This is a genomic window from Cyclobacterium xiamenense, assembly GCF_009467825.1.
GTDB lineage: Bacteria > Bacteroidota > Bacteroidia > Cytophagales > Cyclobacteriaceae > Cyclobacterium > Cyclobacterium xiamenense.
Window position 1 is genome coordinate 57,559 of sequence record NZ_WIOK01000023.1, and the last position, 22,226, is coordinate 79,784.

Consider the following 22,226-nt stretch of genomic DNA (forward strand, 5'->3'; position numbering starts at 1 on the left):
AAAAGAAAAGATGAAGAGATCCCAAATTATTTTCGTTGTTGCAGGGTTGTTGCTGATTTATTTTCTCTATTCCCTACCCCTGGTAGTGGTGGATAATGATCAGGAACAAGGAATGGCAGGTACCGAAAGTAGTTTGGGATCTGACGTTAATCCGGACGCTACTTCCCATGGAGGTTCGCTGAATGCAGCCGATCAGGAAATGATCGAAAAACTGATGGCAGAAATGGAAGGGGAACCGGATGACGAAAATTTTGTTATATTTGCTGATTCCATAGGCAGGGTCTATGAGAAGAGTGGAAAGCTCGACAGCGCTGCCTACTATTTTGGGCTGATCGCCGAGAAAGTGCCTGGCCCTGAAAACTGGGAAAAAGCCGGAAATCAATACTACGAAGCATTTGGCTTTGCCATGGAAGAGGAAAAGACCAGAAGGCTCGCAGAAAGAGCGCGGTTTTACTTGGGTAAAGTGTTGGAGGCTTCTCCCGAGCGGTTGGACCTGAAGACGAAAGTGGCGATGACGTACGTGTCTTCCTCCAATCCCATGCAGGGTATCACCATGTTACGGGATATCCTCGAACAGGATCCCGACAACGAGGAGGCATTATTCAATATGGGCATATTGTCCATGCAGAGCGGTCAGTACAAACGCGCCGTTGAGCGGTTTGAACGGCTGGTAGCCAATCACCCTGACAACATTCAGGGTCAGTTTTATTTGGGCGTGAGCCTGTTTGAATCCGACCAACGAAGTCGGGCGAAGACACAATTGGAATCCCTTAGGGAAAAAACAGACGATCCACAGATTTTATCCGGGATCGAAAATTATTTGGATAGACTATAATTTAAATGAGTGTTAAACTTTAAACCATAAAATTATGCCTTGCGGTAAAAAAAGAAAGCGACACAAGATCGCTACGCACAAGCGAAAAAAACGATTGCGAAAAAACCGACACAAGAAGAAGTAATTTTTACCCTTCTTTCATTTTAAACGTTCTTTTATTTCATAACAGAGACACAATTTGAGTTCAGAATTATTAATTGATTCATCTCAAAACGGTAGTCGCATTGCCTTGTTGAAAAACAAAAGCTTGATTGAGCTTCACGTCGAAGAAGAAGACAACAAGTTTAAAGTCGGAGATATCTATCTTGGTTCTGTAAAGAAAATCGTCAATGGCCTAAACGCCGCGTTTATTGACGTAGGTTTTGAGAAAGACGCATTTCTACATTACCAGGATCTTGGACCCCGGGTGAACAGCCTTAACAAGCTGGTAAAACTTATCCGGAACAAAAGCCATCAGGGAATCAGCCTGAAGGGCTTTGAAAGCGAGCCTGAAATTGACAAGCTGGGAAAGATTTCCCAGGTATTGTCAAAAAACAATCAGGTTTTGGTTCAGGTAGTGAAAGAACCGATTTCAACCAAAGGACCGCGACTGTCCTGTGAGCTCTCCCTTGCTGGTCGATACCTGGTTTTGGTACCTTTTTCTGACACGGTAAATGTATCCAAAAAGATACGCAGCGCCGAAGAACGACGAAGACTTGCCCGGCTTATCACATCCATCAAACCTGCAAATTTTGGGGTAATCATCCGTACCGTGGCAGACGGACAATCTGTCACCGAACTGGATAAAGATCTCAGAAATCTCCTCGAAACGTGGGAAGATGGCATGCGGAAGCTGCAAAAAGCCAAGGTGAAAGACAAAATCATCGGAGAAATGAGTTTGGCCTCCTCCATTATTAGGGACCTGCTCAACGAATCGTTCGACGCAATCACAGTAGAGGATGAAGTAATTTACGATCAGATGCGATCTTACATACGATCGATCGCTCCAGAAAAGGAAAAAATTGTTAAGCTTTTCAACGGAAAAGCAAAGCTCTTTGAAAGTTTTGGTATAGAAAAGCAGATCAAAAGCCTGTTTGGAACCACCGTCAGTCTGCCTCAGGGCGGGTACCTCATTATTGAGCATACAGAAGCCCTTCATGTGGTGGATGTCAATAGCGGAAATAAATCCAATCAGGAAAATGATCAGGAAAATACCGGCCTCAAAACCAATTTGGTGGCGGTAAAGGAAATTGCAAGACAATTAAGGCTACGCGACATGGGTGGTATCATCGTGATTGATTTCATTGACATGAAAAAGGCCGATAACAAGCGGGCCATTTTCGAAGCAATGAAGGAAGCGATGCGGGATGACCGATCCAAAAACACGGTTCTCCCGCTTACGAAATTCGGACTGATGCAAATCACCCGTCAACGCGTCCGACCCGAAATGAACATTGTCACCAAAGAAACCTGCCCTTCCTGTAATGGAACCGGAAAAATCCAGGCATCGATCCTGGTAGCAGATAAATTGGAAAAAGATTTAAACCATCTTGCAACACACCAAAACGAATCGAAGATTAAAATAGCCTTGCATCCTTATCTGTATGCCTATTTTACACACGGCATCTTTTCCAAAAGGATACGATGGTTTTTTAACTACTACAAATGGATAAGTCTGATCAAAGATTCTTCACTACCGGTGACGGAGTACAAATTCCTGGATAGTTCAGGAGAACCTATAGAAGTTATTGTAAAAAGCGAGTCTGAGTAAGACTCGCTTTTTTTCTTATTACAGCAGGGTTTTTGGGTTCGGACCGTATTGATTGTCAGGCTTGCTGTCTTCAACGAAAAATACGAGCAACACAATCAGCCCCACGATCGGAATCAGCCCGATGGCGATCCAAAATCCCGACCTGCCCGTATCATGGAGGCGGCGGACGGCAACGGCTATTCCGGGTATCAATACGGCCAGGCTGTACAGCCCACTTAAAAACGTGGAATCCAGAATGGCGCCGACGATACCGATACCGATACTCACCAAGACGTTGAACAAGACAAAATACCAGTATTCACTTCGTCTTGCCCTGCCGTCAAACTTGGCATACTTGTATTTCAGCGCATTCAGGTAATAATCGAAGGGTTGTGGTTGGGGGTTCATACGTGTGCGGTTTTATGGATGGATGGTTACGAGAAATAAACTACCGATTTTTGTGTAAACTTCCAAATGATCCTGCCTTACCCCGGGCCAATGCTCAGCTGTTCAAGCTGGTGATTTGGTGAATTCCTTTTAGCGTGAGGTGTATGTCCACCAAGTCAAACTGATCGTTTAAATGGTCCATGACGGCCGACAAGCCCCCGGTGGCGGCGATCTTGTAGCTGCAGTTGGTCTCCGCGGAGATGGATGCCAGCATGCCTTTGACCAGGGCAGTATATCCGTAAAAAATTCCCGCCTGAATGGAATGAACCGTGGTTTTTCCCAGAATGGAAGCCGGCATTTCCAATTGCACTTTTGGCAATTTGGCCGTTCGGCTGAACAAGGAATTGATGGCCGTTTTGATACCCGGAACGATGTTAATTCCGATCACTTTTCCCGCATCGTCCACGGTGCTGAAAGTAAGCGCCGTACCAAAATCCACCACAATACAGGCCTCTCGGAATACGCTGTATGCAGCGGTGATATTGGCCATCAAATCGCTGCCAATTTCGTGGGGATTCCCTGTATGCACCGGGAGTTTGTCGTAGCTGTAGCCATTGATAAGGTAGGGTTGTCTTCCAAAAAAGTTTTTGCAGCACTGCATCAAAACGGGTTCCAGGTCCGGTACCACGGTACTCAGCCCGATCGCGTCTACCGATTCCAGCTTCCAATCATTTTCTAAAAAGTAGTGACCAAGTAACTTTTCCAGCTGCAAAACACTCAGCTTCTTGCGCGTATCTACCCGCAATGTGGGATGCCAGGTAGCGGTCTCTTCGCTATACAAGCCAAAAACGACCGTTGAATTCCCTGCGTCGATGGATAAAAACATGGGTTGAGGCATTGGTTTCCCAAAGATAAAAAGGCAAGCGAGTCCCGTTGGTATGGATCCCGGTTTATTTCGCAAGAAACCGGGATGTTTTTGGGACAAATAAGCTCCTTTTTACTAATTTCAACCTATGTTTCAAGTGAGAAAAGGAAAAAAAGCGGACCTGCCGGCAGTATTCCGCCTCATTCAGGAGTTGGCCCTGTATGAAAAAGCCCCCCACGAAGTGACGAATTCCGTAGAACGGATGGAAAAGGACGGTTTCGGCCCCAATCCCGTTTACGGATTTTTTGTCGTAGAAAGAAGAGACGATGCATCCATCATTGGGACGGCGATTTATTATTACCGATACAGTACCTGGAAAGGCAAAAGACTGTACCTGGAAGATTACATCATTACGGCCGAAGAACGAGGCAAAGGCGCGGGAAAACTTCTTTTTGAAGCCGTTTTGGCGAAAACATTGGAGGACGGCTGCACGGGCATGATGTGGCAGGTGCTGGATTGGAACGAACCCGCCATTGGTTTTTATAAAAAATACGGAGCCAGTTTTGAGGGGGAATGGCTCAATTGCCACCTTCAGGCAGAGGAGATCGCCGCACTTATCGAAAATGACTAAGGTATTTCCAAAAGTGAAAACCTCCGGCAGTTAAATTTTGTTGTACACGTATGAAAGGTTTCAGATTCACCAAGTTTTCACCCCAAAAAGATCCCGACAAAAATACCTTTGAACAGCTACTGGATATATTTCTTCAGTTGGTCACCATGACCGGTGGAGACGTGGCGGAAGCGCTCAGCTGGCTGACCAATCTGGACAAACGGTACCAAATGACCAACCCCGGTTATGGAATCGGTGATTTCATCGAAGATTTGAAAAGTAAAGGGTACCTGGACGAAAAGCAAGGAAAAGGGGAATTCAAAATTACCGGTAAATCCGAACAAACCATACGGAAGAGTGCGCTGGAGGAGATTTTTGGTAAGCTAAAAAAGGGCAAAGGCGGTCAACACAAGACCACGCACACAGGGCCCGGTGAGGAACGGGGTACCGACCGAAGGCCTTTTCAGTTTGGCGACAACCTGGATCAAATTGCGCTTACCGACTCGCTGCGCAATGCGCAGGTAAACCACGGCTTTTCCGGGGATTACCTGCTGACAGAGGATGACCTGGAAGTGGTCGAAAGCGAGGTGCGCACGCAGACCTCCACCGTGTTGATGATCGATATCTCGCATTCCATGATTCTTTACGGAGAAGACCGCATCACGCCGGCCAAAAAAGTGGCCATGGCCCTGGCCGAACTGATCAAAACCCGGTACCCGAAGGATACCTTGGATGTCATCGTTTTTGGAAACGATGCCTGGCAGATCGCGATCAAGGATCTCCCCTACCTGCAGGTAGGGCCGTACCATACCAATACGGTAGCTGGCCTGGAACTGGCTATGGATTTGCTACGGCGGCGCAAAAATCCGAACAAGCAGATTTTTATGATCACCGATGGGAAACCCACCTGCCTCAAAGTGGGCATCAAATACTACAAAAACAGCTTTGGTATCGATAGCAAAATTCTGAAAGAAACCTTAAAACTGGCTGCGCAATGCAGGCGACTGAAAATACCGGTTACTACGTTTATGATTGCTTCCGACCCCTACCTTAAGGAGTTCGTGAAAGAATTTACAACCGTCAATAACGGCAATGCCTATTACAGTAATCTGAAAGGCCTGGGTCATTTGATTTTCGAAGATTACAGGAGAAACCGAACGAAACGCTTTTAACGCATGGAATACGAAAAAATGACCAACAAAGAACGAGTAAAAATACAAACGCTGGGGCAGTTGAAAGCCGTCGGCTATGCCAGCAAATCCATTAAAGAAGAATTAAGACAAAACCTCATCCATAAAATCAAGAACCAGGAAAATGTGTTTGAGGGTATCTGGGGATACGAGGATACCGTGATTCCAGATATCGAACGAGCCATCCTATCGGGACATAACATCAATCTTCTGGGTTTGAGGGGTCAGGCCAAAACACGGATTGCGCGGATGATGACACTTTTACTGGATGAATACGTACCCGTGGTCAAAGGCTCCGAACTTAACGACGATCCCATGCGGCCGATTTCTTCCTTTGCCCTTGAGTTGATTCGGGAAAAAGGAGACGATACGCCCATTGTCTGGTGGGCCAGGGAAGACCGGTATACCGAGAAGCTGGCAACACCCGACGTGTCCGTGGCCGACCTGATCGGCGATGTGGACCCGATCAAAGCGGCTACCATGAAATTGTCCTACAACGACGAACGGGTGATCCACTTTGGGCTTGTGCCGCGCTCGCACCGCTCCATTTTTGTTATCAACGAACTTCCGGATTTGCAGGCCAGAATTCAAGTGGCCTTGTTTAATATCCTTCAGGAAGGAGACATCCAAATCCGGGGTTTCAAATTACGGTTGCCTCTTGACATTCAATTTGTCTTTACCGCCAATCCGGAAGACTATACCAACCGGGGTAGCATTGTGACGCCCCTAAAAGACCGGATTGAAAGTCAAATCATCACCCACTATCCGAAAAGCATTGAAATTGGCAGGAAAATAACCGCTCAGGAAGCCAAACTGGCAAACCGCCCGCTGGAAAAAATCCACGTTCCGGAGTTCATGAAGGATCTGATCGAACAAATAGCGGTGGAGGCTCGGGAGAGCGAATACGTAGACGAGAAAAGCGGTGTGTCCGCCAGACTTACCATTTCTGCCTACGAGAATCTGATCTCAGCGGCAGAACGCCGCCTGTACCTCAACAATGAAAACGAAACCATGGTACGGGTAGTAGATCTGATCGGAGTCGTTCCGGCCATTACCGGCAAAGTGGAGCTGGTCTACGAAGGGGAGCAGGAAGGGGCCGGACTGGTGGCCCATAACCTGATAGGGAAGGCCATTCGAAGTTTGTTTACCCGGTATTTTCCTTCCCCGGAACAAAAAAAGAAAGACAAGGAAGGCAATCCCTACGTATTGCCGTTGTCCTGGTTTGGGGAGGGCAACGAGTTAGACCTCCTGGCATCCCACAGCGATAAGGCCTACAAAACGGCCCTGCACAACGTGCCCGGTTTGGAAAAAATCGTTACGGAATACGTGAAAGACCTGCCGGAAAAAGAAAAGGAATTCTACATGGAATTTGCCCTGCATGGACTAGCCGAGTACAGTCAGTTAAGCAAAAAATTGCTGGATACCGGCATGCAATTTAAGGACTTGTTTAGTAGCATGTTTGATCTGGGGAACCCCGGAATGGATGACGATGACGAGGAGGAAAATCCCTTTGAATAAAAGGTCTGCCCCGCTGCTCTGGTAGTCAAAACGGGTTCTCCCATTACTTACCCTTCCTGTCGGATCCTTTGGGATCGGCAGGAAGGGTATTTTTATTTTCAAAAAGCTAATAGTACCGACCGATCATGGGGTGGTCGACGATGGTTTTTTTTAGTGCCAGCGGATCGATGGTACCGGGCACCTTGTAATGCACCTTTCCTCCAGGTTCGATCAACAAGGTCAATGGCAGGCTGCCGTCCCAATCGTTCTTTACCACGTCGATGATCGCGTACTTGTCTTCGGTATCCACCAGGTAATTGGTGGTGGCGGAGTACTTTTTCTGAAGAAACTTGAGCGCTTTATCCGCCGATCCGGGATCGTCCAGGCTGACGGAGACGAATTCAAAATCCCGGTCCCCATACATGCGTTGGATTTCGATGAATTCGGGATACTCCACAATGCAGGGACCGCACCAGGTGGCCCAGAAATTCACCAGTCGTAGCTGATCGCTGTCATTTTTCAGTAGCTGATCCAGTTCGTCCAGGTCAATTTTGCTTAGGTCGACCGGCTTTTTCTTCCAGTCTTCGTTTACCTTGAGGGTGTATTCATTTTTCCAACCCCATTTGATGGAGCAGCCAAAAGCGGGTGTGGTGGCCCGGTCGGAAGCCAGTGCTTCTCCCCGTAGTGTCGTTTCTATGGCATGTATGGCATCTTCTGCTTCCCCGGTTCCCGGTTTTTCAGAGGCATCGATTCTTCCCTGATAGGTAAGTTTCCGGTTTTTGTCGAAGACAAAAATATGTGGCGTAGCCGTGGGGCCGTAGGCGGTGGAAAATTCATGCACATCCCCATCGTACAAATAAGGGAAGTTAAAATTCATTTCCTGTGCACGAATCTTCATGCTTTCGAAGTCATCGTTCAGATCGGTATAGCCCAACTCTTCGGGGAGTACAGCGATGGGAGAATTGGGAGAGATGGCAATGAATTGGACCCCCTTTGGGCTGTAGGCGGTAGCCAGATCGATGAAGCGCTGTTCGTAAGCCTGGGCAGTGGGGCAATGATTGCAGGTAAAATTGATGACCAATACTTCTTTATCGGCGAAATCGGAAAGTTCATGGTAGTTTCCGTCCACACCGGGCAGGCGGAAATCTGGTGCGGGATCACCGATGGCTAGGGTTTGGACGGGTTTTTCGTCCACCGCTTGAGGTTTGGGCGTAAAGAATGCTTCGGAGGTCTCGGAAGGCTTTTCCTGGGAATCCTGCTGGGGTGCCCCGCAGGCATGCAGGAGGACGATGGCGAATGCTACCAAAAAGCAGGCTCCGGATGGAATCGTATTGACGTGTAGGCGATTCATATCGGTAAGGGTTTCATGTACGGGCAATGGACGTGTAAGAAAACGACTCGCCGTCCGGTATTAAATATACAGAATAAAAACGATCGGATGAAACTAGATGGCGGGTAAAAAATGGGCCTCGCCGATCCAGAGACTTACGCGGCGGACTTGTGATTTAAAAGGCCTCTTCGACTTTAAACGAACGAATGGTAAAAAAAACTTCGCTTCCCTCAACGAAATAGCGGGTAGGACTTGCACGCACGTAGATGGATTTTCCGGATTCGTCAGCCAGCAGGACCATCTGGTGATCGCCGAAATAGGCGCATTGTCTTACGGTACCGATCAGGGCCTGTTTCAGGCTTTTCTTAATTTTTATTTCCTCGGGGCGGAAAAGAAGCTTGACGCTGTTGCGGAAATTGCGGGATCGCTCGTCTGCGATAAAGCCGAAGGAGGTATAAAAACCGTCTTCCGTAGCGGTAGCGATGACCTGGTTTCTTCTACCAAAAAAGTTGGCCACGTAGGGATTGGCGGGGTTTTCGTAGAGATTTTTTGGGCTGTCCAACTGTTGGAGATAGCCTTTGTGGAGGATGGCTACCCGGTCTGCGGTGGAAAGGGCATCGCGGGTGTCATGGGTTACAAATATCGCGGTAACGCCCGTTCGTTTAATGATTTGCCGAATTTCTTCCCGTACCTGATCCTTCAACATGGCGTCCAGATTGCTGAACGGTTCGTCCATAAGCAGAATGGATGGGTTGGGGGCAATGGCTCTCGCCAGGGCTACGCGTTGCTGTTGTCCTCCAGAAAGTTGATGGGGGTATTTGGAATAATTTTCCTTCAGTCCTACCAGTTGCAGGGTTTTCCTGGCAATTTCCGCGGGGTCTCCCTGCGTCTTCCGCACGCCGAATTGTACATTTTCAAGCAGATTCAGGTGGGGAAAGAGGGCATAATCCTGAAACACCATGCCCACGTTTCGTTCGTTTGCTGGTACGGAGCGATTGCCGGAGACCAGGGTATTTTCTGACAATACAATGGTTCCGGCGTCCGGGTGCTCCAATCCTGAAATCAGCCGCAGCAAGGTAGTTTTACCGGATCCACTTTCGCCCACAAGGGCCAGAATTTCACCTTTTCGTACATCAAAGGAAATATCCTTTACCGCATAGTCTTCAGAAGCCGAATATTTTTTATCGATTCCTTGCAGCCTGAGTATGTTCATTCAAAAATTTCTGAGTATGCTATAGGTTTACCCTGCGGATCATCCTGTTTAGAAAAACGATGGGTATTATTCCCGTAAGGATAATGATCAGGGAGGCATTGGCCGATTCGGCTATCATTTCGTTGGTGGCCATGTCAAATGCTTTGGTGGCCAGGGTTTGATAGTTAAACGGACGAAGGATCAAAGTTAAGGGTAATTCTTTTAAAACATCGACAAACACCAGTAATATACCACTCAAAAATCCTGCCCGGATCAGCGGCAAATCGATTTTCCACAAAGTCTTCCAGCTATTTTTCCCCAGAAGCCGACTGGCCTCGTTTACATGTATGCCAATCTTCTGAAACCCGGCATCTATCGGGTGGTAGCCCACCGCCAGAAAGCGGACCATATAGGCAAAAATCAGGGCGTAGACTGTACCGGAAAGGACTATTCCAATAGCGCCAGCGGGCAGGCTTTCCCGCAACCAGCGATCCAGGCCCAAAATCGGTATCATGATGCCCACGGCGATGACCGCACCTGGGATTGCGTATCCTAGCGTTGCAATTCGGCTAACGTTTTTTAGCCACTTAAAGGGACTCAATCGCAGGCTATATACTAGCGTAACCGATACCACCGCCACCAAAGCACCCGTGCCGGCAGCCAGGCCAAATGTGCGCAAGATCAAAAAGAAAAACGCTTCATCCATCGTTTTTTGGTACGTCAGGCCAACCCAATGCAAGATCTGTAAAAAAGGGGCAACGAAGCTCAGGAAAAACAACAGGGAACAGCTTAGGGTCAACATCCAACTTTTCCGGGCGGACAAGCGGCGCTTGACAAGCGGTTTGGAGACGGATTTGTTGGAGGCAAAGCGACGGTGCCCACGCTGCACACTTTCCAGCAGCAATATTCCAAAAACGAAAAGCATGAGGATAGCGGCCAGGTAAATGGCCGTAGTCACATCTCCCAAGGAAAACCAGGAACGGAATATTCCCGTGGTAAACGTGCTGACCCCAAAATATTTTACCGTGCCATAGTCATTCAGCACTTCCATGGAGGCCAGGGCAATACCTCCCACGATCGCCGGCCGCGCCATGGGCAGGGCAATTCGACGAAAGGTGTACCAATCGTTTCTTCCCAAAAGTGCCGAAGCCTCCTGCAAGGTGCGGGATTGTTGAAGAAAGGAAGCCCGTGATAGCAGATAAACGTAGGGAAAAAGGGTAATGGATAAAATAAACACGGCACCAGGCAGGTTCATGATGTCCACAATGCTTCCTACTACCTGAATGTCCAGGGTATTCCGCAAAAATGCCTGCAGGGGACCTGAATAATCGAGCATGCCCGTATAGGTATAGGCCATGATGTAGCCCGGGAAGCCCAGCGGCAAAATTAGCAGCCATTCGAAATACCTTCTACCCGGAAATCGGTAGTTGCTCACCATCCATGCGGTGGATACGCCGAGTAAAAACGTGAAGAACGCAACGCCAAGTAAAAGAAAGAGCGTATTTGTAAAATACCCAATCAGCAGGGTATCCCGTAGGTGCGTCCAGGTCTCTCCGGGAGCGTCAAGTAGTTTAAATAGGATCGTAAATATCGGGGTAGCAATCAAGAGCAGGACCAGCACAGTGCCGGTCATCCAATTGTTCCACCAATACATTCGTAGTCTAGCAACTTCCAATTTCCGATCCTTCTTTTCGCTTGCTTATTTCCAGCCTACCTCATCAAAAATCATTACCGCCCGGCTGTTGTTTTCTCCCAGCAGCGAAAGATTGATGGAATCGGCCTTAAACGTTCCCCAGCTTTGAAGCAACTCGGATGGGCTTACGTTCGGATTTACCGGATACTCGTAATTCACATTGGCCAGCACTTGCTGTGCCTCCTCCCGGGATAAAAACTCGATCAGGCGAACCGCATTTTCTTTATTGGGAGCATGGCGGGTGACGCCGGCGCCCGAGATGTTGATGTGGGTTCCGCGGTCGTTTTGATTGGGAAAAAAGATGCCCACTTGCTCGGCCGCTTTTACCGTTTCCGGATTGGAATCCTGCAGCATGATTCCGATATAATAGCTGTTGACGATGGCTACATCGCCCTCCCCGGATGCAACGGCTTTCACCTGATCCCGGTCGCTGCCCTTGGGATCCCTGGCCATGTTGGCCAAAAGGCCGGCTGCCCATTCCTGCGCTTTATCGGGCCCATGTGCCACAATAATCGAGGCCAAAAGGGACTGGTTGTAAATATTTTCGGAAGAACGTGTGAGCACCCTGCCGGCCCATTGCGGTTCGGTCAGGCTTTCGTAGGAGTCCAACGATTCGGGTGTGACCCGCTCCTTGTGGTAGGCGAGTATACGCGCCCGGTACGTCATGCCAAACCATAATCCTTCAGGATTCCGGAATTTCGCAGGAATGTTTTCATCCAATACTTCGGAAGAAATTGGCTGAAATAAGCCCTTCTCCTGTGCCCGGTGAAGCCGACCTGCGTCTACGGTGATCAATACATCTGCCGGGGATCCTTCGCCTTCCAGCTCCAGCTTTTGAATCAGTTCGTCTGCACTGGCACTTACCACATTTACTTGGATGCCGGTTTCCTCTGTAAAGGCGTCGAACAGCTGCTGGTCGGCATCGTAATGCCGGTGGGTATAGACATTGACTACTTCCTGGTCTGTTGGCTTTTGGCTACAGGAGAAAGACGCTGCAAAAAGGAGAGAAAATAGAAAAAGGGATTGAATTCGTTTCATAACTCGGTTGGTTTGCGCACAAAATTAGGTATTATTTATATCAAATCTAAATAAAAAGAAAAAGATTTTTATATTTGCAACACTGCTTAAACAGGGAGGCAACTCCATACCCTTTACTCCTGGTACTATGACCATTCAACAACTGGAATACATCCTGGCCGTAGACAAGCTACGCCATTTTGGGCAGGCTGCAGAAGCTTGTTTTGTCACCCAGCCTACATTGAGTGCTCAGGTCAGTAAACTGGAGAAAGAATTGGGAGTCATCCTTTTTGACCGGTCAAAAATGCCCGTGATTCCTACCGAAATTGGCGAGCGAATCATTGCTCAGGCAAAGAAGGTGGTTTCAGAAAGCAAAGGTATTTTCGAGTTGGTGGCACAGATGAAAGGAGATGTGAGCGGCCTGATAAAAATGGGGGTAATTCCCACGCTTGCGCCCTATTTGCTACCGCTTTTTATCCAAAACTTTATTCAGAAATATCCCCGGGTGCAATTGCAGGTACAGGAGATGGTGACCGAGGACATTTTAAAGAAGCTAAAAAACGACGAGTTGGATATTGGCCTGGTGGTAACCCCGCTTCACGAGGCAGGTATTCTGGAAAGACCCATTTTTTACGAGAAGTTTTTTGCTTACCTGTCTACGAATCACCCGCTTCTCCGGCAAGCACAAGTGGGTGCGGAGGAAATCCTATCCGAAGACCTATGGGTGTTGCAGCAAGGCCACTGCTTTCGGGATCAGGTGCTCAATCTTTGTGACCAAAACAAGTTTCAGAGGATGAATTTTCATTACGAAAGCGGTTCTTTGGAAGGCTTGAAAAACATGGTAAACCGGTACAAAGGAATTACGCTTCTGCCGGAACTGGCCACGGAGAGTTTGAATGACGACGAAAAAAAACGTCTGAGGCCCTTTCGGGGAGAGGCGCCAATTCGCGAAGTCAGCATCATATTGACCCGGAGCTTTTTAAAGCAAAAGCTGGTGTCCCTACTTTTTGACGAAATACGCAACGTGATACCGGCGCACATGCTTTCCAACAAGGAAGGAAGGTTGGTAAGTTTTAAATTATAAGGGAAAATCCTTTAAAAAGCATTAATTTCGATCTTGAAATCAAGAACGAAAAACACATGTCCATTCAGCGTTACATAGCAGCAAATTCTCCTCGTTTTTTAGATGAATTGGTAGACTTACTGAAAATCCCATCTGTCAGTGCAGACCCGGCCTATAGGGAAGAAGTGGTAAAAGCCGCGGAATATGTCAAAGAGAAGTTAATTGCCTCCGGCGTAGATACGGCGGAGATTTGTGAAACTGCTGGCTTCCCCATTGTCTACGGGGAAAAAATCGTGGATCCGGCAGCTCCTACCATCCTGGTATACGGGCATTACGATGTGCAGCCGGCCGATCCCCTGGAGTTGTGGGAGTCCCCTCCCTTCGAGCCGGTAATCAAGAAGACCGAACTTCATCCCGAGGGTGCCATTTTTGCCCGGGGTTCGGCAGATGACAAGGGGCAGTTTTACATGCACGTGAAGGCATTCGAAGCCATGTTGGCGGAAGGCTTGCTGCATTGCAATGTAAAATTTATGATCGAGGGAGAGGAGGAAGTTGGCTCTGAAAACCTGGACCGCTTCGTTCAGCAAAACCAGGAAAAACTAAAGGCAGACGTGGTATTGATTTCCGATACCTCCATGATCTCGCTGGAGCACCCCTCTGTTACGGTGGGCTTACGCGGATTGGCCTACATGCAGGTGGAGGTAACGGGACCAAACAAGGACTTGCACAGCGGCACCTTTGGAGGATCTGTAGCGAATCCGATCAATGTGCTGTGTAAACTAATTGCTTCCCTTCACGACGAGAACAACCGCATCACCATCCCGGGCTTTTATGAACAGGTGCAGGAATACGATGCGGAATACCGGAAGCAATTGAATAAGGCACCGTTTGACCTGGACGAGTTCAAGCGAAAACTGGACGTGGAGGAAACCTACGGCGAGAAGGGGTACAGCACCATTGAGCGGGTGGGTATCCGGCCTACGCTGGATGTAAACGGGATTTGGGGCGGCTATATCGGGGAGGGAGCAAAGACCGTCTTGCCCTCCAAAGCCTTTGCAAAGATATCCATGCGCCTGGTGCCGGATCAGGATCACAAAAACATCGCGCGGCTGTTCGAGGAGCACTTCCTAAAAATCGCCCCCCCAGCGGTGAAAGTCAAGGTGGTACCGCACCACGGCGGACAGGCCGCCGTGGTACCGACCGATTCCATCGGATACAAGGCGGCAGAGGCAGCCATTCAGGAAGCGTTCGGGAAAAAAGCCATCCCAACCAGGGAAGGCGGATCCATTCCCATCACGGCGTTGTTTCAAAAAGTCCTGGGACTGGACCCGATTTTACTCGGTTTCGGACTGGATACGGATGCCATCCATTCGCCCAATGAGCATTACGGGGTGGCCAACTACCTAAAAGGCATCGAGACCATCGCCCTGTTTTTTAAACATTTCCATCAACTGTCCCGGGAGGCGTAGCACGAAGACCCAATTCGCCTTGCACAGGAACTAATCCAGCGGCTTTTTAATTAATAGAAGCAATGGTTTAATTCCTGATTCGATCAACGGTTAATGAGTTTTATGAAGGCACCCTATTTAGTATCCCTTGTTTTTTTGTTTGCCTGTGTTTCGGCCCTCCATGCACAGGTTATTTCTCCCCCCAAGTGGGACATACAGTTGGATAATCCGGAGGCCGAAGTAGGCGAGGAAGTGACGCTGGTTTTCAAAGCGGACATACCCCTCAACTGGTACATCTATTCCAACGACTTCGATCCGGAATTGGGACCCTTGCTTACCGAAATCGTTTGGGAGGAACAACGTGGTTTTCGTCCTGTGGGTCCACTGAAAGCGATCGACCCGAAAACCAAATACGAGGAAGTATGGGAAGGAGACGTTACCTATTTTGTCAGGGAGGGCGAATTCAGGCAAACCTTGCTGATCGAGGAGGAAACGGCACTGATCCAGGGCACCGTGGAATACCAAATGTGTTCCGATATTACCAACCAATGCATCAATTACCAGGAAGATTTCTCGATCTCACTGGGCGGCGCAGGAAGTGCTGCTTCCACATCAGAAGCCGCTGACGCGGATCTTTTTTCCCAGCAGGAAGGCGGGAGCCAAGAAGGGGAACCGGCAGAAATCTCCCTGGAGCAGCCCGAATCCTCCCTGCTCGGCTTTATGCTAATTGCCTTCCTGGCAGGATTGGCTGCCCTGCTGACTCCTTGTGTATTTCCAATGATTCCGATGACGGTGACTTTTTTTACCGGCAGGGCGCATTCCAAATTTCAGGGCTTTCGAAATGCCTTTCTCTATGGCTTTTCCATCATCGCCATTTACACCATCGCTGGAACGATCGTCGCAGCGGTGCAGGGGCCGGAGTTTGCCAACTGGCTGTCCACCCATTGGCTACCCAACGTGTTCTTTTTTGCCGTGTTTATTTTCTTCGCCCTGGCTTTTCTGGGCTTGTTCGAAATCACCCTTCCTTCGGGTCTGGTGAATAAAATCGATGCCAAAGCGGATAAGGGGGGAATGGCCGGTATTTTCTTTATGGCCTTTACCCTGGTATTGGTGTCCTTTTCCTGCACGGGTCCGATCGTTGGGTCCATCTTGATCAGTTCTGCCGGTGGGGCCCTCTTAAAGCCCATTTTGGGAATGTTCGCCTTTTCTTTGGCCTTCGCCCTCCCGTTTACCCTGTTTGCGATTTTTCCTGAATGGTTGAATTCGCTGCCAAAGTCCGGTGGTTGGCTCAATTCCGTAAAGGTGGTACTGGGCTTTTTGGAACTGGCACTGGCCTTCAAGTTTTTGAGCATTGCCGATCAGGTGTACCATTGGGGCATACTGGACCGGGAGATTTACCTGGCCATTTGGATTGTCATTTTCGCCCTGTTGGGGCTCTACCTGCTTGGAAAATTGCGGCTTCCGCACGACAGCCCGCTGGATTACCTGGGTGTACCCCGATTGATGCTGGCCATGACCACTTTTGTCTTTGTGGTGTACATGATCCCAGGCATGTGGGGAGCGCCGCTTAAAGCGCTGAGTGGCTACCTGCCGCCTTTGTCTACCCACGATTTTGATTTAATCAAAATCAGTCGGGAAAATGCCTCCGCGGCGGATCAGGAATTGGATGAGGTGCCTAAGTACGCCGATTTTCTTCATTTCCCGCACGGTATTCAGGGTTATTTTGACTACCAACAGGCACTGTCTGCCGCCAAAAGGCAAGACAAGCCCTTGTTTATCGATTTTACGGGGCATGGGTGTGTCAATTGCCGGGAAATGGAAGCCCGGGTATGGTCTGATCCTCGGGTGCTGAAACGGTTAAAAGAGGATTTTGTAATGGTGGCCCTGTACATCGACGAACGCTATACACTGCCTGAGTCCGAATGGTACATTTCCACGTACGACAACAAAGAAAAAACCACGATCGGCAAGCAGAATGCCGATTTTCAGATTACGCGTTTCAACAACAATGCCCAGCCCTATTACGTGATTTTGGACCAGGAGGAGGAATTGCTCGCGAGTCCCATTGGCTACGAAACCGACATTCAGGCCTTTATCGAATTTTTGGATGGCGCCAAAGAAGAATATGCCAGGAGGCAGTAAGTGAGGAGCAGTAGCAGTTGGGCTGCATTGACCCGGGGAATGCAGAAAAACTCCAATGCGGTATGTTGTACCTTTCTTCGAAAAGGTAGCTATCACGGGTAAGGTGTCCTTCGTTGCTGCGGTTTTGGTCCGCAGGCTAATCAGAACCGAGTTGTTGGTCCTAAATCGCTTCGATGCAGGCGTTAGTGACCAACCGCTGTTATTGGAGGTGCGAATTAACCCGGCGCTTTTCCGGGAAGGGTTCAATCCTTCCTGGTTGGAAGTTGTCTAACGCTGGTTTCAGGCCTTTTACGAGCCAGGCTGAGTGAGCTTGAGGAAGTGTCTTGCCAGAAAATCAGTTTTGTATCATTCCGCTTATTTTTATTACAAAATATCCAAACAATTGCTCATGATTTGGGTTTTATAAGTGAATTAAATGACAAAACCAATGAGTACTGAGACAACCAATCAAGAAACCTGGCCAGATTTAGCAATAGGCCTTTACGATAAGCTGACCGGCAGAAATGCCAGAATTAATTATGATTTTAAGGAATTTGTCATCGGAGTACCAAAAAGAGTAGGTTCCGGGGAAAAAACGGAGTGGACGCTAAACGGGCAATTGAGCATCACCACATCCGAAGGTAAATAAACCTACCTGATGAAAAATGTCGTCGTAAAAGCAGATTTATCTCTGGTAAGTAACGCCCATCGGATTACCGTAAGTAATAACGGTAGCCAGTTGTTGGTAGATATCATTGGTAAATCTGCTTTCTATTTGCCCTACCGACAGTGGCGAGATGCCTACAAGTTTCGGAAGCGGGCCGTTTATCTGGATCAGGAAATACAAATCAGACGAAACCACAGTGACTTGTTGAAAGTAACAAATGGAAACATTAAAATTGACAGTTACCTGGGTGTTTTCAAACTCCTGATCAGGTCTCTATTCGCTTAGCTTTTTTCAACCCGACTGTACATAAATCACACTTGGATTTACCGCATGTAGCCTATTGAATGATTTAAATCCGGCGAGCAAAATAACCTGGACTAGCAAAAAACATCCATTCTTTCAGCAGGATACGTTAGGTAGAAAAAAAAAGAGGCTGCCTCAGATGAGCGGCCTCTTTTTTTGATTCACTAAAATCGGCTAGTCTTTTTCAAAAACCCGCACGTAATCCACCACCAACTGTTGGGGGAAGTTGGTGCTGGCATCCGGGCTTCCCGGCCAGTTGCCGCCCACCGCGAGGTTGATCAGGAGGAAAAACGGTTCGCGAAATTCGTCCATGGCATTTCCGGTTATGGGGATTTCGTGATAGGCCTCGTTATCCAGCAGCCAGGTGATCGATTCTTCGGTCCAGATGATGGAAAATACGTGAAAGTTGTCATTTAAAATGGCTCCTTCGGCGAGCGAAGTTTTGCCGCCTGCAGTGGAATAGGTCCCGTTAGTATCCCAGTGGAGGGTTCCGTGTACCGTATTATCCCGACCGTCGGCTGCTCCGCCGATCATTTCCATGATGTCGATTTCGCCGCAGGCGGGCCAGGGAGTACTGGTGATGCTTTCGCCCAGCATCCAGAATGCAGGCCAGATGCCCTGCCCTTTCGGCAGCGCAGCGCGTATGTCGATCCGTCCAAATTGAAACTGTTGCCGTCCCTGTGTCTTTAGTCGGGTGGAGGTGTAATTCCGTCCTCCGATGGACTCCTCTTTGGCGGTAATTATTAGGTAGCCCTCGTTCACCCGGGCATTTTCCCTGCGGTAAAACTGGAGTTCGTTGTTTCCCCAGCCACATAAGTTCGGACACCCGTCCCCGGTTTCCGCCACCCAATCATTGGAAAGCGTCGTGCCTTCAAACTCGTCCCGCCAGGAAAGGGAATACCCCTCGTAGCTTTCCGGAGAGGTAAAGCCGGAACTGGGTATTCCCAGGCCCAGATCCGCTTCGGAAATGGTGACCGATGCTTCTTCGCTAATAAAATCGGTTTCCGTAGCATGCGCTTGCACGCGAATCGTAAAAACGCCCGGCTCGGTGTAGCGGAAAGTTGCCTCGTTTCCGCTCACCAATTCCGGCATTTCTCCATCGGTACCGAAACTTACCCGAAAGAAGTTGGCTTTTTCTGCGCTGAAGCCAATCCTAACCTGCCCATTGGCCCGTTTGTCCAGGGAGACTTCCAGGTTTTCCGGCAGTACCACGCGCGCATCCACCTCTTCCTGATCGCAGTTACAAAAAGCGAACAGCATGAGTAGTAAGGAAGGTATATGCACAAGCTTGGTCATCACAAGAAGAATCATTCGGTATCGGGAATTAACACAAAGCTCCAGAACACGGTACCAGATCCGGAAACATCAATGGTAATCGTCAGTTCTTCGACTCCATCTTCATTCGTGTATCCAATTACCTCGTAGGTGACGGCACGATCCGCTTCAGGTGGGCCCGCTTGGTGTTCACCGCCGTTGAAGGCTTTGGGAAGGGCAATGAAAGCCCCCGTTCCGGTTACTGTGATTCGGGCATTTTCCGAGTCGGTCGCGTCGGTAAAGCTAAAGGCGTGCGTTCCTGCTCCCCAGGCTTCTCCGGCGGTTCCTTCCAGGTTGGATGCTGGCTGACAGCCTTCTTCCACACCCATATACGCTTCTCCAAAAATATCGTCTACCGGATCGTAGGTATAGGTACCGTCCTCGCTGAAAACAAAGCGGTCATTAAACAAGCAGGCACGATCTCCCGAAATATCCTGTCCATTGGGATAAAACTCGTCGCTTCCCGGTGCCGGGCCCACCCCGAAGGCGCCCGCTGCAGGTTTTAGTTTCCAGGCTTTGCTCCCCTCTCCGATCAGTGATTGAAGGGATAGGGTCCCGGGAGCTACCGGGTCGGGTTCGGGTTCTGGCGTTTCCTCCTCCGGTACGTAATCTTCGGGAATCAGGCGAATGTACCAGGCAAGAGCGGTATTGGCTTGATCCACAAAGCGAAGCAGTATCTCGTTTTCTTCGATGGATACGATCTGATAGGTTCTTCCTCCGGCGAAATATCCCAAAAACCCTCCCTGGGAGATGGTCAATTCCGGGTAGTTATCTTCCGGTTCGGCAATGCTCCACTTGAGCCCGTCGGGCGCTTCGTAGGGAGCAGAAAGGTCGCCCACTCCCGGCTCAAAAGCGCCGGGGAAATTGCTTCCCTGGGCTGCATTCAGGTAGACCAGCCCGTTGGTTTCCATGTCGAAATTAAAATCGGCCAGGAAGAAGGTATACCGATCCGTGTACATACCGGAGCCCGTTTTTTCGTTGGGTTGGGCCTGGTACCACTCGGGGAAGTCGCCTGCCTGAGAGGGGTTTGGTCCTACACCGAAATGGCCTAGTCTGTCCGCATCTACTTTCCAGGTTTTTCCTTCCGTTGCCTCGGCCCCACCGGTGAGCAGGTTGTACAGGGGTTTGTCCAAAAGCAAGGGGTCGGTCTGTTCGATGACGATCTGCTTACGCATGGTGACGCTGCCTCCGGCATTAAACACCGTCAGGCTTACTGTGTAGGTACCGGCGGAAGGATAGGTGCCGGTGACCGTGGATCCGGTGCCGGAGCTTCCGTTGCCCAGGTCCCAGTTCATTATAAAGAAGTCATTGGCAGCGGTAAACCGAAGAATATTGTCGCTTTCTTCGGTAGGTTGAAAGCTAAAATCTGCCTGGTCCTCGGTAGGAGGGGCCTCTTGTAGCGTGTATTCCTCGAAGCATGCCGCCAGCAAAAACAGGGGCAGCATCAGTACGATGAAGTTTAGGTATCTTTTCATGAGTTTACGCAGTTAATATCCTGGATTTTGTTCCCAATTGCCACCAGCCAGATCGATCTCCACCTGAGGGATAGGAAATAGTTCGTGTTTTCCGTTTACGAAGCCGTCGATTTTTTCGGCTGCCTGTCCGGTTCGTACCAGATCAAAGAAACGGAGCCCTTCTCCGGCAAGTTCGAGTCTTCGTTCTTCCAGAATTGCCTGGTAGAGGGCTTCGTCGGAACTGCTGACTGGGGAAAGCGAAGCCCGGTCCCTCACCTTATTGAGTTCGGTTCGTGCGCGCTCATCGTTTCCAGATCGCTGAAATGCCTCAGCTGCCATTAACAATACATCCGCCCAGCGAATTACCCGGTAGTTCAGGGGGCTGGTCAGGTCGTCATCCGGTAGACCAAGTTCGTTCTTTCGTTTGATGTACTTATTGTTGAAGTAGCCGGTGTGGCCGCCGCCGCCAATGGCATAGGTGATTTCATCTGGATTGGGCTGTGCCGCGATAAAGGCTTCCAGGTTTAAAATACTGGCATCCCGGCGAACGTCGCCTTCTTCGAACGCCTGGTATAAGTCATCCGTAGGCAAGTTGTAACTATTGCCATCGCCATATACCGGGCCGGTGTATTGGCGGATGCTTTGAAACCCCACGGCCGCGTTGCCATTCAGGCAAATCAGGCAACCGTAGTCTCCACCCTGCAAGCCACTGAATTGAATGGTGAATACGTCTTCGGACACGTTTTCGTTCTGAACCAGAAATAGGGTTTCGTAATCCTGAAATAGCGCATAACCGGCTTCATTGGTGTCTATTAGCTCCCCTAGTACAGTGGCAGCCTCGGCATGTTTTCCTTGATAGAGCAAGGTTTTTCCTAAAAGCGCCATCGCGGCTCCTTTGGTCATTCTGCCGGTTTCGCTGACCGTCCAGGGAAGTACAGCGATGGCGGCACGCAGGTCGGACTCAATTTGTGCGTATATCTCGGCTTTTGGGGTACGGGCAGCGTCGGGAATTTCGCTGATGGAAATTCGACGGTCTACTATCAGGGGCATGTCGCCGAAATAATTCACCAGATTGAAATAGAAATAGGCTCGTATTGCCTTTGCTTCTGCGAGTATCAGCTCCTTCCCTTCGAAATCAATTTTGTCTTGATTTTCAAACAGGTAATTTGCCCGGGCGATACCGGTGTAGTTGACCCGAAGTACAGCTCTTAATTCGTCATTGACGCCGCCATGGCTCATGTTGTCTATTTCGTGCAGTCCACGGGAGTCATTGACGCTTTCCCCCCCGGCAATGGCATTGTCTGAGGCGATCTCTCCGACCCATAGGTTGAGGTAGGCCGGCTGCATCATGTCGTATACTCCGACGATGGCCCGGTTAAAATCTTCTTCTGTATTAAAGAAATTTTCGGCATCCTGGGTATATTCCGGATCGATATCCAATAAACTATCGCATGCGGTGACCGTCCCCAAAAGGAGGACGAGTGACCATTGATATATTTTTGTCATGTCGT

Annotated in this window: 20 protein-coding genes; 11 read left to right on the forward strand and 9 right to left on the reverse strand. The window is 49.2% G+C overall.

The features are described 5' to 3' along the window. The first annotated feature begins 10 nt into the window (after positions 1-10). Both GCU44_RS16500 and GCU44_RS16505 read left to right on the forward strand, forming a co-directional pair. A complete protein-coding gene (locus GCU44_RS16500; RefSeq protein ID WP_154857827.1) occupies positions 11-835 on the forward strand; it encodes a tetratricopeptide repeat protein in 825 nt (274 codons plus the stop codon). A 178-nt stretch (positions 836-1,013) separates the two neighbouring features. Then, positions 1,014-2,585: an Rne/Rng family ribonuclease gene (locus GCU44_RS16505; RefSeq protein WP_092170612.1), complete on the forward strand. Its 1,572-nt coding sequence runs from the start codon at positions 1,014-1,016 to the stop codon at positions 2,583-2,585. 18 nt (positions 2,586-2,603) lie between these two features. Here GCU44_RS16505 and GCU44_RS16510 read toward each other — a convergent pair whose 3' ends face one another. Together GCU44_RS16510 and GCU44_RS16515 are read right to left on the reverse strand one after the other, a co-directional pair. Then, positions 2,604-2,972: a DUF805 domain-containing protein gene (locus GCU44_RS16510; protein WP_092170609.1), complete on the reverse strand. Its 369-nt coding sequence runs from the start codon at positions 2,970-2,972 to the stop codon at positions 2,604-2,606. Positions 2,973-3,066: 94 nt separating this feature from the next. After that, a complete protein-coding gene (locus GCU44_RS16515; RefSeq protein ID WP_241684990.1) occupies positions 3,067-3,849 on the reverse strand; it encodes a type III pantothenate kinase in 783 nt (260 codons plus the stop codon). Positions 3,850-3,964: 115 nt separating this feature from the next. On the opposite strand from GCU44_RS16515, the gene GCU44_RS16520 reads away from it, so the two are divergent. From GCU44_RS16520 to GCU44_RS16530, 3 genes are read left to right on the forward strand one after another with little or no spacing between them, the layout of a single operon-like run. Further along, a complete protein-coding gene (locus GCU44_RS16520; RefSeq protein WP_154857829.1) occupies positions 3,965-4,447 on the forward strand; it encodes a GNAT family N-acetyltransferase in 483 nt (160 codons plus the stop codon). Between the two features lie 50 nt (positions 4,448-4,497). Next, positions 4,498-5,598 carry a vWA domain-containing protein gene (locus GCU44_RS16525; RefSeq protein ID WP_092170601.1) on the forward strand — a complete coding sequence of 367 codons (1,101 nt, stop codon included), beginning with the start codon at positions 4,498-4,500 and terminating at the stop codon, positions 5,596-5,598. 3 nt (positions 5,599-5,601) lie between these two features. Beyond that, complete coding sequence (locus GCU44_RS16530; RefSeq protein WP_092170599.1) at positions 5,602-7,134, forward strand: P-loop NTPase family protein; 1,533 nt, start codon at positions 5,602-5,604, stop codon at positions 7,132-7,134. A 106-nt stretch (positions 7,135-7,240) separates the two neighbouring features. Here the strand turns inward: GCU44_RS16530 and GCU44_RS16535 are convergent, their stop codons facing one another. The 4 genes from GCU44_RS16535 to GCU44_RS16550 all read right to left on the reverse strand — a co-directional run bounded on the left by GCU44_RS16535 (position 7,241) and on the right by GCU44_RS16550 (position 12,366). Then, positions 7,241-8,464, reverse strand: coding sequence for a redoxin domain-containing protein (locus GCU44_RS16535; protein ID WP_154857831.1), 1,224 nt, complete (start codon positions 8,462-8,464; stop codon positions 7,241-7,243). 154 nt (positions 8,465-8,618) lie between these two features. After that, a complete protein-coding gene (locus GCU44_RS16540) occupies positions 8,619-9,656 on the reverse strand; it encodes an ABC transporter ATP-binding protein (protein WP_154857833.1) in 1,038 nt (345 codons plus the stop codon). Positions 9,657-9,675: 19 nt separating this feature from the next. Then, positions 9,676-11,310: an ABC transporter permease gene (locus GCU44_RS16545; protein WP_241684991.1), complete on the reverse strand. Its 1,635-nt coding sequence runs from the start codon at positions 11,308-11,310 to the stop codon at positions 9,676-9,678. Between the two features lie 24 nt (positions 11,311-11,334). Further along, positions 11,335-12,366: a Fe(3+) ABC transporter substrate-binding protein gene (locus tag GCU44_RS16550; RefSeq protein WP_154857835.1), complete on the reverse strand. Its 1,032-nt coding sequence runs from the start codon at positions 12,364-12,366 to the stop codon at positions 11,335-11,337. Positions 12,367-12,493: 127 nt separating this feature from the next. On the opposite strand from GCU44_RS16550, the gene GCU44_RS16555 reads away from it, so the two are divergent. The 6 genes from GCU44_RS16555 (at position 12,494) to GCU44_RS16580 (ending at position 17,929) form a co-directional block, all read left to right on the forward strand. Further along, complete coding sequence (locus GCU44_RS16555; RefSeq protein WP_092170587.1) at positions 12,494-13,429, forward strand: hydrogen peroxide-inducible genes activator; 936 nt, start codon at positions 12,494-12,496, stop codon at positions 13,427-13,429. 56 nt (positions 13,430-13,485) lie between these two features. Next, positions 13,486-14,877: a dipeptidase gene (locus GCU44_RS16560; RefSeq protein ID WP_154857837.1), complete on the forward strand. Its 1,392-nt coding sequence runs from the start codon at positions 13,486-13,488 to the stop codon at positions 14,875-14,877. Positions 14,878-14,979: 102 nt separating this feature from the next. Then, positions 14,980-16,998: a protein-disulfide reductase DsbD family protein gene (locus tag GCU44_RS16565; RefSeq protein ID WP_241684992.1), complete on the forward strand. Its 2,019-nt coding sequence runs from the start codon at positions 14,980-14,982 to the stop codon at positions 16,996-16,998. Positions 16,999-17,053: 55 nt separating this feature from the next. Then, complete coding sequence (locus tag GCU44_RS16570) at positions 17,054-17,269, forward strand: hypothetical protein (protein ID WP_154857841.1); 216 nt, start codon at positions 17,054-17,056, stop codon at positions 17,267-17,269. 156 nt (positions 17,270-17,425) lie between these two features. Beyond that, a complete protein-coding gene (locus GCU44_RS16575) occupies positions 17,426-17,626 on the forward strand; it encodes a hypothetical protein (protein ID WP_092172690.1) in 201 nt (66 codons plus the stop codon). Between the two features lie 9 nt (positions 17,627-17,635). Continuing rightward, on the forward strand, positions 17,636-17,929 hold the full coding sequence (locus GCU44_RS16580) for a hypothetical protein (RefSeq protein ID WP_154857843.1): 294 nt from the start codon (positions 17,636-17,638) through the stop codon (positions 17,927-17,929). 192 nt (positions 17,930-18,121) lie between these two features. Here GCU44_RS16580 and GCU44_RS16585 read toward each other — a convergent pair whose 3' ends face one another. Genes GCU44_RS16585 through GCU44_RS16595 form a run of 3 tightly spaced genes read right to left on the reverse strand, consistent with a single transcriptional unit; the run spans position 18,122 to position 22,221 of the window. Continuing rightward, positions 18,122-19,258 carry a glycoside hydrolase family 16 protein gene (locus GCU44_RS16585; protein WP_241684993.1) on the reverse strand — a complete coding sequence of 379 codons (1,137 nt, stop codon included), beginning with the start codon at positions 19,256-19,258 and terminating at the stop codon, positions 18,122-18,124. Beyond that, on the reverse strand, positions 19,255-20,736 hold the full coding sequence (locus tag GCU44_RS16590) for a PKD domain-containing protein (protein ID WP_154857845.1): 1,482 nt from the start codon (positions 20,734-20,736) through the stop codon (positions 19,255-19,257). The genes GCU44_RS16585 and GCU44_RS16590 overlap by 4 nt, the downstream gene beginning before the upstream one ends. A 12-nt stretch (positions 20,737-20,748) precedes the next feature. Next, a complete protein-coding gene (locus GCU44_RS16595; RefSeq protein WP_174238264.1) occupies positions 20,749-22,221 on the reverse strand; it encodes a RagB/SusD family nutrient uptake outer membrane protein in 1,473 nt (490 codons plus the stop codon). Positions 22,222-22,226: the final 5 nt, after the last annotated feature.